General features: G+C 70.8%; 9 protein-coding genes and 1 pseudogene. 3 read left to right on the plus strand and 7 right to left on the minus strand.

The window, feature by feature from the left end; translation table 11 throughout:
- The 3 genes from FM076_RS34835 to FM076_RS32825 all read right to left on the minus strand — a co-directional run.
- Nucleotides 1-1,198 (minus strand): DnaB-like helicase C-terminal domain-containing protein (locus tag FM076_RS34835; protein ID WP_173875188.1); only part of this gene is annotated, 1,198 nt, incomplete at its 3' end.
- Between the two features lie 405 nt (nt 1,199-1,603).
- Complete coding sequence (locus tag FM076_RS32820; RefSeq protein WP_173875189.1) at nt 1,604-2,740, minus strand: ParB/RepB/Spo0J family partition protein; 1,137 nt, start codon at nt 2,738-2,740, stop codon at nt 1,604-1,606.
- Nucleotides 2,737-3,981 carry a ParA family protein gene (locus FM076_RS32825; RefSeq protein WP_173875190.1) on the minus strand — a complete coding sequence of 415 codons (1,245 nt, stop codon included), beginning with the start codon at nt 3,979-3,981 and terminating at the stop codon, nt 2,737-2,739. Before FM076_RS32825 ends, FM076_RS32820 begins: the two co-directional genes overlap by 4 nt.
- 1,069 nt (nt 3,982-5,050) lie before the next feature.
- On the opposite strand from FM076_RS32825, the gene FM076_RS32830 reads away from it, so the two are divergent.
- The 3 genes from FM076_RS32830 to FM076_RS32840 are packed head-to-tail and all read left to right on the plus strand — an operon-like array spanning nt 5,051 to nt 8,033.
- Complete coding sequence (locus FM076_RS32830) at nt 5,051-6,112, plus strand: bifunctional DNA primase/polymerase (protein WP_243275276.1); 1,062 nt, start codon at nt 5,051-5,053, stop codon at nt 6,110-6,112.
- A complete protein-coding gene (locus tag FM076_RS32835) occupies nt 6,106-7,632 on the plus strand; it encodes a phage/plasmid primase, P4 family (protein ID WP_173875201.1) in 1,527 nt (508 codons plus the stop codon). Before FM076_RS32830 ends, FM076_RS32835 begins: the two co-directional genes overlap by 7 nt.
- Nucleotides 7,629-8,033, plus strand: a complete 405-nt coding sequence (locus FM076_RS32840) for a DUF6009 family protein (protein ID WP_173875191.1) — start codon at nt 7,629-7,631, stop codon at nt 8,031-8,033. Before FM076_RS32835 ends, FM076_RS32840 begins: the two co-directional genes overlap by 4 nt.
- Before the next feature lie 129 nt (nt 8,034-8,162).
- Here the strand turns inward: FM076_RS32840 and FM076_RS32845 are convergent.
- From FM076_RS32845 to FM076_RS32860, 4 genes and pseudogenes are all read right to left on the minus strand, one after another.
- Nucleotides 8,163-8,660: pseudogene (locus FM076_RS32845) on the minus strand (LysR substrate-binding domain-containing protein); the annotation flags it as partial.
- 325 nt (nt 8,661-8,985) lie between these two features.
- Nucleotides 8,986-9,180: a hypothetical protein gene (locus FM076_RS32850; RefSeq protein ID WP_173875192.1), complete on the minus strand. Its 195-nt coding sequence runs from the start codon at nt 9,178-9,180 to the stop codon at nt 8,986-8,988.
- Nucleotides 9,181-9,974: 794 nt separating this feature from the next.
- Nucleotides 9,975-10,394 (minus strand): helix-turn-helix domain-containing protein, encoded by a 420-nt coding sequence (locus FM076_RS32855; protein WP_173875193.1) that lies wholly within the window; start codon nt 10,392-10,394, stop codon nt 9,975-9,977.
- A gap of 50 nt (nt 10,395-10,444) precedes the next feature.
- Nucleotides 10,445-11,068, minus strand: a complete 624-nt coding sequence (locus FM076_RS32860; RefSeq protein ID WP_173875194.1) for a hypothetical protein — start codon at nt 11,066-11,068, stop codon at nt 10,445-10,447.
- Nucleotides 11,069-12,054: the final 986 nt, after the last annotated feature.

Here is a 12,054-nt window from a genome sequence, read left to right on the forward strand (position 1 = left end):
CGCCCGCGCCCGGGGCCGGGTCCGGGTCCGGGTCCGGGTTCGAGGATGGGTCCGGGGCCGGGGGCGCCGGGACGGGCCCGGGCGCGGCCGGTGAGGGGCGTGCGGGCACCGGGACGGCGGGGGCGGGGGCGGGGGCAGGTGCGGGCTGGTCGAGGAGCCGCAGGTGCGTCATGTCCAGTGCCACCTCGACGGCGGCGAGGGTGCCCAGGTCCCGGGCCGTGACGGTGATCCGGGCCGTGGCGGCGTCGCCCGGCCGGGTGAGGTGGAAGGTGCGGTCCGCCTCCAACTGCGCCACCAGCTGCGGCTCGTCGGTGTCCAGCAGCACCACGACGGCGGCCTGCCGCTCGGCGGCCAGGCGGGCGAAGGACTTCACCGCGCTCGGGAGGGCCCGGCCCGACAGCGGTGTGCCGTCGGCGCGTGCGTGCTGGAGCCGGTCGACGACCACCAGGCCCAGCCCCTCGATCCGGGCAGCCTCCTCCACGACCGCCTGTGCCGTCGGCTCCGGCCGGGTGAACGACAAGGGAGCGGCCCGCAGACGGCCGTCCGCGCCGGCCACGGCCTGGCGCTGCCCGGCGGTGAGGGTACCCGCCGCGAACTGGGCGTAGGGGACGGGGGCTTCGGCGGCGATCAGTCTGCGGGCCGCCACCTGCAGCGGCACACCGGAGAGGGCGTAGAGCACCGGGACCGGCTGCTCGGGGCGGAACGCGGCCGCCCGCGCCGCCTGCAGCGGCAGCAGGCTCCCGCCCGCGTTCGGCGGCGCCGCGACCAGGGTGAGGCTTCCGCGCGCCAGGCCGCCGGAGACCCGGTCCAGGGCCGGGACGCCGGTGGACAGGCCGGTGGTCTCCGGTCCGGCCGCCAAAAGCCCGTCCAGGACGTCGCCGAGCCCGGTGACCCCGGGCGTGCCGGGGTCCGGACGCCGGTCGTTGCGGGGCGGGGCCTGCCGGGTGACGGTGGCGGCGGGCAGGCCGCCCACGGTGAGCACCTGCGCCTCTTCCTGGGCCGCGCCGACCAGCGCGCCAAGCTCCTGCCGCGCCTTGCTGCTCGGCCACACCGGCCCGCACGGCTCGGCCCCCTCCAGGCGGCGCATCACGGCGGCCTGCCTGCTCCTGGTGTTGACCAGCACGACCTCCTCGCCCTGCTGGAGACGCTCGACCACCTCGCTCCACTGCTCACGAGCCTGCGAGAGCGTCACATCCATCCCGGGCCTCCTCGGTCGAACCTCACCATATCGTGGTAGATGCGACGTCAGTACGAGCATGAGGCGGCAGGACGCGGGGCCTCGGCGCAGGCGGTCCCGGGCGGTCTCCGGCAAGCCTGCCCGGGACCCGGCCACACACCTCACCGCCCGCGGCAGAACCTGGCCGCTCCCCACCCCAGCAGGACCCCGGACGACGGAAAGCGGCTGCCCGGCACGTGCCGGCGCCCGACCGCCCGACGGCACAGCGGACAGACGGCGCACACCGGCGAGGCACCGCCGGTGCCGGCCGTCCGCCGCGACCGGCACCGGCATCACCCTCTTCCCGGTGACGCCGTCCGGCGGCGGGCGGCGGGACGGCGCCGCATCCCGGCCTACCCCGCCCCTCCCCGCGCTCCGGGGGTGTGCTCACGACTGCTTCGGGCCGCCGCCCTTCGCTTCCGCGGTGTTCGCGTCCAGGAGCAGCCTGGTCAGCTCGAGCCGGTGCGCCCGGGACAGCCTCTTGAGCAGCAGGGCGCACAGCGCCTCCGGGTCCTCCCAGGGAACGTCCTCCGGCTCCCCCGCGGGGGCGGGGCGCTGGTCCGGCAGCGACGGCACCTCCCGACCGGAGGCGCCGTGCTGCCGCGTCCCGTCCGGCTTTACCGCGGTAAAGCCGTCAGGACCGGCTGCCGCGCCCGCGGTCTCCGACGGCTGGTCCTTTACCGCGGTAAAGCCCGAAGAACCCGCTGGCCCGGCGGACGGAGAAACGGGCGAAGCAGCGGACGGAGAAGCGGACGCGCTCCCGGCCCGCCTCCGGCGCGGCTTCGGCTGGGCCCTCTCCTCCTCACGCCGGGCGGAACGCGCCCGCCAGGCCGCGATCTGCTCGTCGGGCGGCAGCTTCACCAGCGCCCGGGTCTCCCGGACGGGCAGCTCCCCGGAACCGACCAGCTCCTGGAGCTCCGGCACCAGATTCAGCAGATACATCTGCTGGGTCACCCAGCCGGCCGACTTCCCGTAGTACTCGGCGACCTTCGTCTTGCCGCCCAGCTCGTCGACCATCGTCCGGATGCCCAGCGCCCGCTCGATCGGGTCGAGGTCCTCGCGATCGTTGTTCTCCGAGAGGACCGCGTCGAGGAAGTCGCCCCGCGAGCGGGCCAGTCCGTCGTCGACGACGACCTCGAGCGTGGGCAGGCCCACGGCCCGGCTCGCCCGGTAGCGCCGTTCACCGTTGACGAGCACATAGGCGGCGGTGCCGACGGCCTTCTCCTCGGACGGCCACAGCGCGAGGTAGGCGTCCCGTGAGACGGCCACCGCGGGCTGCAGCTGCTTGGCCTCCAGCCGCTTCCCGAACTCCCGCAGATCCTCCTCCGACCCGAACCTGCGGCGCGGGTTGAAACGCGTCGGCACCAGCTGCGCGAGAGGAAGAGTCCGCAGGCGGCTGTCCGGCGCCCCGGTCGTCGGGGCCCCCGTCGTCGCGGCGACCGCCTGCCGCCGTGCGCTGACGCCGCCGCGTGTCCTGCTGAAGGACGCTCCGGTGCCCAGCTGGTCCGCCACACGGCCGCTCATGAAAGCTCCCTCGCCAGCGCGCGCATGGTGGCCGCCTGCTCGCCCCGCGGGGCGAAGGACAGCAGCGGCTGCTTCAGACGTACGGCCTTGCGCTGGTCCGTCAGATCACCGATGACGGCGACCACCCTCGGATCCTTGATCTCTATCCACGCTTCCAGGGAGGAGGTGGCGATGAAACCGCGGCGCGGGTCGTACAGATTGACCACGATGCCCAGGTAGTCGATCTCCACCCCCATGTCGTCGCGGAGATCCTCGATCTGGGAGACCAGAAGATCGTAGGCGTCCGCGCTGCTGTCCTCGGCCTGGACGACGATGAGCGGGCCCGAACTGCCCGCGGCCTCCTCGTCCCGGCGCCGCCCGTAGTAGATGGCGGCGTCCATGCTGAGACCGAGGCTGGGCGGGCAGTCGATGATGATCTCGTCGTAGGACTGCTCGAGGGGAGCCAGGGCACGTTCGAGGGCCGCTTCACGGAACCGGACCTTGGAGAGAGCCACATCGAGCAGGAAACCGTCCTGGCAGCCGGGAACGAGATCCAGCCTGCCGCCGTAGCGGTCGTCCGCGACGGGCACGACGAGATCACGGATCTCGCCCTTGGCCTCACCTGTCATGTGCTTGCTGAGGCTGTCGACCGAGGAGTCCCACGGGATCTCCTCCTGCCCCAGCTGCTTGGTGAGGTGCCGCTGCGGATCGAAGTCGACCAGCAGCGTACGGCGGCCGAGACCGGGAAGGTCCTCCGTCTCCAGCGGGTCCCCCTGGCCGTCACCGTCCAGCCGGGCGGCGAAGTGCCGTGAGATGCGCACGGGATGCAGCACCTCGGGGTCCTCGGCCAGCGCCGCCGCCATACCGGCCGCGACCGCTGTCTTGCCCACACCCCCCTTCTGGTTGCACACGATCCGGCGCCGCGGGAACTTCGCCCGGGGCACCGTCGGCGCGGGGTTCTTCTCCAGCCACAGCTGAACGGACTGCGCCAGTCCCTGGATCAACGAGACCTTGCGGTCACCGGCCGCCTGCCGGAAGCGGTCCCACTGGCCCGCGGGCAGGAAGGTGGAGAACGAGTCGGCACCCACCGTGTCGACGGCGCTCGGCGTCGCGGCAAGCGCGATCCACGCGTCGATGCCCTGCTCGACGGCGGTCTGGATCTCGACTCCGTGCTGCGCCGCCCGCACCTTGAGCTGCTGCCGCAGCGACAACGGCAGCTTGGAGACGACCTTTTCCCGGTCACTGGACGCTGGAGAGCTCATGAGCGCTACCTTACTAACGTCCGTGATCGTTCAAAGCACCGACACGTTAGAAACAACAGCTTCCCAAACGAGGGCGACCCGTCTTTACCGGGGTACGCACTGCACGCCCCCGGAGAGTCGACCGCCTCGCCCTCGTCGACCCCACCCAGGTCCTCGCCTCACTCCGCCCGGCTACCTGCTGGACACACTGCCCACCCTGGTCCGCGTTGCCTCCTGGCGGGGGAGGACCTGCACAGGGGAGGCAGCGGGGGAGGCGGTCGTCCCCACCAGCCGGGGGGCGGTGGCCAGTCAGCTCGCTTTTCGGCGCCGGCAACCGGTGCTGAGAGTCGCTTGAGTCGCTCCGCGTCCCCTATGAGCCGGTGACCAGCAGGTTCGTCCAGTGCCCAACAGGACGACCGAAGGAGGCCGACGACGGCCTGCAGAGGGGGAGTTCCTGGCCGGGAGCGACTGAACTCCCGGCCTGGAGCGACTCAACAGCCCTTCAGTCGCTGAGGAGAAATCCTGATATCACGCGCCTGACCTGGGGTTTCCTTCTGAACAGCGACTGAAGCGACTGAAGCTCGGGATCTATGACACGCACGCGCACACGCGAATGTCGTCATAGACGGAAACTTGAGTCGCTTCAGTCGCTATACGAGCCAGATCCCGCCCCTGACCAGGCATTTCTTGTAGCGACTGAAGCAGCGACCGAACTGGCGCCGAGCCAGACGCTGGTACCGACGGGGCTGGCCCCCCCCCCTTGTCAGGTACATTCACCGGTCGCCCTCCCCGGCCGGTCGCTCTCCCAGACCCCCGGCCCCCGGCCGGCCCCCCGACCGGGACCTTCCGTAATTCCAGGCCGCCGAAAGGGTGCTGCTCCCGCCACGCCCGATCCGCCCCTGCCCGTCTTCCGGCGGAAGGATTTTCGCTAAGGTGTCTCCACCTTGTTCCAAGCTTCAGTCGCTTCAGTCGCTGTCAGAGACGCATTGCCACTCTGACCTGCAGTTTCTTCGAGCAACTGAAGCTGCAGGGCGACCGGAACCGCTTGAGCTACGAGGGAATGGCCATCTCCACCACCGGTAGACAAGACATGCTGACTGTCGCCCGCGAGTGCGCGGCAGCCGGCTGGCCTGTCCATCCGCTGACTCCAGGCCGGAAGACCCCCGTCCGCAACTGCCCCGCGTGCCAGGACCGAACCCACCAGCCCACCGCATGCCCCTGCATCCGGGACGGCGGCTGGTGCCACGGCTTCCACGCCGCCACCACCGACCAGGACCGGATCCGCTCCTGGTGGAGCGAACTCCCCCGCGCCGGCGTCGGAGTCTCCTGCGGCCCCGCCCACCTGGTCGTCATCGACATCGACGCCCACCCCCAACCCCTCCCGGCCCGGGACCGCTTGTGGCCGGGCATCCCCCTCCACGACCACGTCGACCTGACCGGCCTGGAGAACGGCTTCCACACCCTCGCCGTCCTGGCCGCCCTGCGCAGCGCCCCCGACCCGGCCCTGGACGAGACCACACTGCGCGTACGCACCCCCTCCGGCGGCCTCCACGTGTGGTACCAGGCCGACCCCGCACACGCCTTCCACTGCTCCAGCGGCTCCAGCGCCGGCCGCGCCCTGTGCTGGCAGGTCGACGTACGCGCCCACGGCGGCTACATCGTCGCCCCCGGCACCCGCACCACCGACGGCACCTACACCCGCCTCACCCCCGCACCCCCCGCACCCCTGCCCGAGTGGCTCGCCCGGGAACTCGTGCGCACCGGCCACACCACCCAGCTCGACGAGCCGCCGAGCCCCTCCCCCCGAGGCGTGGCCCGCCAGCCGGTGCCCTCCCGCGCCCGGGAAGCGGTAGCCCGGGCCGGCGGCGGCCGAGCGGCTGCCGCCAAGGCGCTGGAGACCGTCCTGGCAGAGGTCGCCGGATGCGCCGCGGCCGCCGCGAACATGGGCTTCTCCGAGAAGCTCAACCGCGCCGCCTACACCGCCGGAGGTCTCATCGCCGCCGGCCACCTCGACCAGCGGGCCGCCGAACAGGCCCTGCAAGCCGCGGCCGACCACGCCCGCCCGCGCCAGCACCACCGTGCCGCACAGATCATCCGCGCCGGCCTCACCGCCGGCGCCCAGCGCCCCATGCACCCGGGAGCCCGATCGTGACCGCAGCATTCGACCCGGCCGCCGTGGCACGCCAGATCCTCAACCAGCCTCCCGCCCCGCTCCCGGCCCAGACCACCGCACCGGCCCCCGCGCAGGGCCCGCCCAGGGCGCGGGCGCCGTTCGAGGTCACCGAGCACGGGCTGCTGCCCGATTCGATGACCGACCGCGGCCTGGCCAAAGCCTTCGCCCACCTGTACGCGCGGGACTTCCGCCACGTCAACGGCCTGGGCTGGTACCGGTGGTCCGGCGCCCGCTGGGAGCCCGACGAGCACGACACCGTCATGTGGGCCGTCGGCGACATGGCCGAGACCATCGCCCCCCACGACCCCACCGGCACCTACACCGACGCCGAGATGCGCCGTGAACGCCGCCGGGCGATGTCCACCTCCGGCATCAAAGCCGTCCTCCAGCAGGCCCGCGCCGCCCGCGGCATGCTCCTGGACGCCTCCCTGCTCGACGCCGACCCCTACAAACTCTGCACCCCCGGCGGCATCGTCGACCTGACCACCGGCACCCTCCGATCGCCCGACCCCGAGCACGACTTCCACTCCCGCAGCGCCTCCACGGCCCCCGAACAGATGCCGACCCCCCGCTGGGACCGCTTCTTGGCCGACACCTTCGGCGACGACGCCGAAGGACGCGAGATGATCCGCTACCTCCACCTGCTGCTCGGCTACTCCATCACCGGCGACGTCGGCGCCCAGGTCCTCGCCTTCCTCTACGGCCAGGGCAAGAACGGCAAGTCCGTCCTCCTGGACGTCATCGTCAAACTCCTGGGCGACTACGCCGACGCGGCCCCGCCCGGGTTCCTGATGGCCAAGCCGTTCGAGAGCCACCCCACCGACCTGGCCGAACTCCACGGCCGGCGTGTCATCGTGTGCAGCGAACTGAAGGCCGGCGACCGCTTCGACGAATCCCGCGTCAAGCTGCTGACCGGCGGCGACCAGCTCAAAGCCCGCCGCATGCGGCAGGACTTCTTCTCCTTCGCCCCCACCCACAAACTCTTCCTGCTGGGCAACCACCGCCCCGAAGTCGGCACCGGCGGCTACGCCTTCTGGCGGCGCATGCGCCTGATCCCCTTCGAGCGGATCATCCCCGACGAACGCAAGATCGACAATCTCGCCGACATCCTCGTCCGCGAAGAAGGCCCCGGCATCCTGGCCTGGCTCATCGACGGCGCCCGCCGCTACCTCACCGGCGAGAAAGACCTCACCGGCCCCGAACGCGTCCGCGTGGCCACCACCGCGTACGCCGAGACCGAAGACCACATGGGCCGCTTCCTCACCGAGATGTGCAAGACCGCACCCGGCCTGCGCGCCGAGCAGAAGCACCTCTACCTGGCCTACTGCCGCTGGTGCGAGAGCGAAGGCACCACCCCCGTCTCCAGCCGCGCCTTCGCCGCACGCGTCCGCGACACCCTGGGTATGCGTTCCCCCAAGGAGATGGCCACCTCGAACCAGAAGAAGTACTACCCCGGCATCGGACTTGTCGCCGACCTCACCGACGAGGAGACCCCGTGAGCGCCCTGATCGACCCCGAGGACATCGCCCACGAGGAAGACCTCGTCTGGCTCGAGAACACCGACGACCTCGACTACGTGCGCCAGTCCCTCGACCGCGTCTCCACCCGCCGCCGCCAGCCCCCCTACCACCGCGACGGACGCCTCGTCGGCTACGCCACCCTCACCAAGAACGCCAAACCCTCCCGCGCCTCCGGCACCTTCCTCCGCCGCGTCTTCTGGCTCGCCCCCCACGACCGCGACCAGGACCCCGACGGCCTCTACGCCACTGGCGCCCCCTCCGAAGCCGTCGACCCCCGCACCCTCGCCCCCACCGTCAAGGGCTACAAGACCGAACGCTCCGAAGGCGGCCCCGCCTCCGACGCCATGCGCGAGATGGGCATAGAGCTCCCCAAAGTCTGAACCGCCGCGGCATCTGCCATGTCGGGGGAACGCGGCGCCCGCCATGGCTTCTTCGCGAGGCCAGGAAGCCCGCTGGAGGGCCCGGCAGGGCCCGCGTGGGGTTGTCTGCCACAGGACCGAAGAAGGTGATCAGGAGGCGCCGGCTCCCACCTTCTCCGCCGCGGCCAGGTAGGCCAGCACCGTGGGCCGCTCGTCGTCCCGGCGGGCGGCCACCGCCAGACGGGACGGGGAAATACCGCGGACCGGCACAGCGATCACCTCGTCCCGGACGACCAGCTGGGCGTTGCCGGTCGCCAGCAGTGCCACTCCCTGGCCGTTGGCGACCGCCTCATGGGTCTCCTCGGCGCTGGCCACCACCCCGCCTATCCGCGGCGCACGACCGCCCCGGGCATCCAGGGCCAACCAGTAGTCCCGCAGCGGACCGGCCTCGGCAGGGAGGGCGAGGAACGGCTCGTCCAGGAGAGCGGTGAAGTCCACCGCACCCTCGCGATCGGCTGCGGCCTGCGCCGCCAGACGGTGTCCATGCGGCAGCGCCACGAGGCGCGGCTCCTGGGCCACGACCGCGTACCGATAGCGGTCGCCGTCCGGAAGCGGCAGCCAGACGAACGCGACATCACTGGACCCCTGCCCGGAAGCGAGGGAAGACGGCTCACGGCTCCTGGCCTTCTCCTGCCCGGGCGGCGAACACCTCACCTTCGCCTACAGCCCGCTGGGCAGATCCATCCACCTGCGGTGGACCAACAGCACGGGAGCGACAGTCCTCGACCTGTTCCGCGAGAGCGCCACCGAACTGCTCATCCGGGCCGACCCGGAGAGCAAGTACCTCGTCACCCGTTTTGACATGGGTGAATGCCAGTGGAGAACTCCTCGTACGGACCCACCCCACGGTCACGATCACCGATCGCCTGCTGTTCTGACACCGGACCCGGCACCCCGCACGGCTCCCCGGAACCTACAGCGGGTCAGGGCCGCAGATGGCACAGCGCCTCGTACGGCAGCCCGTCGCCCGCAGCTCCTCGTCGGGCAATCCGACCAGCGCCGGGACCTGTTCGGCAGGCACCCCGTGGTCGGCTGCGGCCAGCAGGACGACGTGCAGCAGCCGCGCCGTCGCGCTCAGACCGGCGTCGAGGAGCACGTCGCGATGCACAGCGACCCACGGGACGGGGCGGGAACGCACCCGACTGAGGCCACAGCCTGGCATAGCCCGCTAACTCCGACCACCAATCTGAGCCGGACGCCCGTCCGCTGCTCCTAGACCGGGCTGACGCCGGCTCCAGCAGCGACCGCCTCTCGGCCCGCCGCACGACCCGCGCACTCCAGCAGCGCGGTCAGGCCCGAGGACGTCGAGGACGACGGACAGGAAGGGCACCGCGTGCTCAAAGCCTTCCGTCCCCGCCGTCGGCAGCCAAGCCACGATTCCCGACCGTGTGCGCGAGATGGAAGGCGTAGGCGTAGGTCACACTCCAGATCTACAGACCCCCTCCCTTCACCGCCGGGCGACGCGCGGACGCTGCTTGCGAGACCGCTCGTACGTGGCAGCTCCCGGGCCGACCGTGCCCAGGTGTGGGGCACCCCGGCGACCCGCCTGGCAGGCGTTCCGCCCTGCTGAAAGCAGCCGGGGACGGACACTGTCTCCCTCCAGCGGCAGCGCGGTATTCGTTCTGCTCTCTTAGAACAAAACGGTTCCCCCAGTGATACCGATCGGCGCAACCTACTCGTCTCTGGCCTGCGGCTCTTCCTCCAGGGCGGACGCCGTACGCGCACAGACGCCGATCGCACAGAGTCTGTTCCAGAGAACCAGAACAAGACGGTTCCCCTGGTGGTACCGCCCCGCGTCTGTCCACACCCTTCCGGCTGTGGTTCCGGCCCGCCGCGGCATGCGAACGGCGCCGCACCTCGGGGTACGGCGTCGTGGTGCCATGCGGGCCCTTGCAGGGCCTCTCAGGCGCTTTGCGCGAGGTTGGCGACCTGTGCGGCGAACCGGGTCCGGCGCTGCTCGGAGAAGTCCGCTGCGGGCGTTGCGTTGATCTCGGGGACCGCCTGGGCGGCACCGGCGATCCGGCCTCCCGTGAGAACGGGGTGGAGCTGATAGCACCCGCGGCGCAGGAGCCAGGCAAGGCCGGCCGCCCGCAGTTCCTTGAAGCCGCGGTTGACCGCGGGCTTCCCGGCTCCCAGTTCGGCGGCCATCTCGGCCTGGCTGATGTCCACGGCGCCGGTGACCGGGTCCTGGAGAGCCAGGAGCACATCGAGCACACGCCGGGCCGTGAGGGACACGTCCACCAAGGCGAGCATCCGCAGAGCGTCGCGCGAGAGCACGACCGGCTCGTCACACGGGGGGCCGGGTACGTAAGTAGCGCTCACGAGGGCCTCCTGGTCGATAGGGTCAGGTTCCGAGAATATGCCCACCCTCATCACGCACTCGCCTTCCGGCCGGGACGACGACGCCGCGGAAGCGACACAACCTTCTCGCGACGACGAGCCGCATCGGCCTCCTTCTTCGCCTTCGCCCGCTCCGCACGCCACTCGGCCGGGTAGTCCGGGGCAGGGATGATGCAGGTAGGACCACCTGCGGCGTTCCACTCCTTCTGCCACCTCTCCTGCTCGGCAGACGTACCCGCCACCGTCAGCCACGGATTCAGCTGGAGCACCCCACGCTTGGCCGTGCGCATCCACCCGATGTGATGGAAGAACTGACACGGCTCACTCACCGACGCCGCCGACAGCTTGCACCGCTCCTGCAGCTCCCGCTGGTTGATCCGCACATAGCCACGCGGCGCCTTCGACCGGTCCACACCCCGGTAGTTCGGGTCCTGAGCAGCCACCAGCTTGCACCACACCTGGAACCAACTGCCCGGCATCTTCAGACTGCCCAACACATCCATCAACAGCCGGGCGTCTAGGACATATCCCGTCACCTGCGCGCTGACGGCGAACTCACGGCCCTGGATCTTCTCGACACTGACGACCATGCCGCCCTTGCCGTCCGACCGCGCGACGACGCGCTGACCGGGCCGAACGATCGGCAGCTGCTCCATCAGACGTCCCTCCGGAAGATCACCAGCTCAGGGCCCGAACGGTATCACCAGCGGAACCGTCTTGTTTCACTCCTCCAGAACAAACCCCAACCCCTGCAGGCTGCTGACCCCCACTCAGCACCCCTTCTTTGTTCTGGAGATCCAGAACACCCAGGAACACTTTGTTCTGAGTCTCTAGAACAAACGACAACACGTTTCCGCAGGTCAGCGCCCTATCAGCCCGCGACCACTCTTAGGTGTCTGTAAGACACCCACCTCACACCCATCCCAGGAACCCCTGCTGAGCCCCCAACCCACACCAACGGCAGACAGGCCGGGTGTGTCGCTTCCACTGGAGTGCCGCGTCACACGTGTAGCAGGGCCGGCCGCAGCACCCCGATGACAGCATCGGTGGCAGTGGGCCTGCGCACCAGTGTCAGCGGGGAACGGGACGCCGTGTCAGTACCAAGTGCGAGGCTGTGGCCCATGAGCGTTCCGCGCCGACGGGTCTACGGCAGCGACTACGACGACCCCACCCCTACGCCTGTGTCGGCCGCTCCTACCGCGAAAGTGGAAATCAGAAAGCCCAACCAGCCATTTCGCAGACCCGACAGGGAGTATTTCACGGGCACACAGGGGCAGTGTGCCGTGGTCCCAATTTTGTCCCTGTCATGCATACTTGAGCTGACGTCAGGGAATGCCTTGTGTGGGTGCGGGGGAGTGGTTGGGAAACCCAAAAACTCCCCCTGATGCATATCGGGGAGCCGACCGGGAACCGCGCCCCCTCCTTGTAGCCCGCTTCGTGTGGCCCCGGAGGGGACACGCGTCCACATCAGCCACGGGCCGGGCCGCAGACCGGAGAGCAGCGAAACCGCAGGCCAGGGTGCCCGGTTGGCTCCGGCCGGAGGCCGGTGCCCCGGCCCCGGAGGGGACGGGCCACCCCGAAGGGGTGGCGGTCTTCCGCCGCGTAGCGGCGGCGCGTCGTGTCTGCGGAGCAGACCGCGCGC

The sequence above is a fragment of the Streptomyces albus subsp. chlorinus genome (assembly GCF_013302895.1).
Classification (GTDB): domain Bacteria; phylum Actinomycetota; class Actinomycetes; order Streptomycetales; family Streptomycetaceae; genus Streptomyces; species Streptomyces chlorinus.

What these genes read in the sequence shown, in the direction of transcription:
- FM076_RS32820 (WP_173875189.1), bottom strand. Translation starts at nt 2,740, where the DNA reads ATGAGCGGCCGTGTGGCGGACCAGCTGGGCACCGGAGCGTCCTTCAGC.
- FM076_RS32825 (WP_173875190.1), bottom strand. Translation starts at nt 3,981, where the DNA reads ATGAGCTCTCCAGCGTCCAGTGACCGGGAAAAGGTCGTCTCCAAGCTG.
- FM076_RS32830 (WP_243275276.1), top strand. Translation starts at nt 5,051, where the DNA reads ATGCTGACTGTCGCCCGCGAGTGCGCGGCAGCCGGCTGGCCTGTCCAT.
- FM076_RS32860 (WP_173875194.1), bottom strand. Translation starts at nt 11,068, where the DNA reads ATGGAGCAGCTGCCGATCGTTCGGCCCGGTCAGCGCGTCGTCGCGCGG.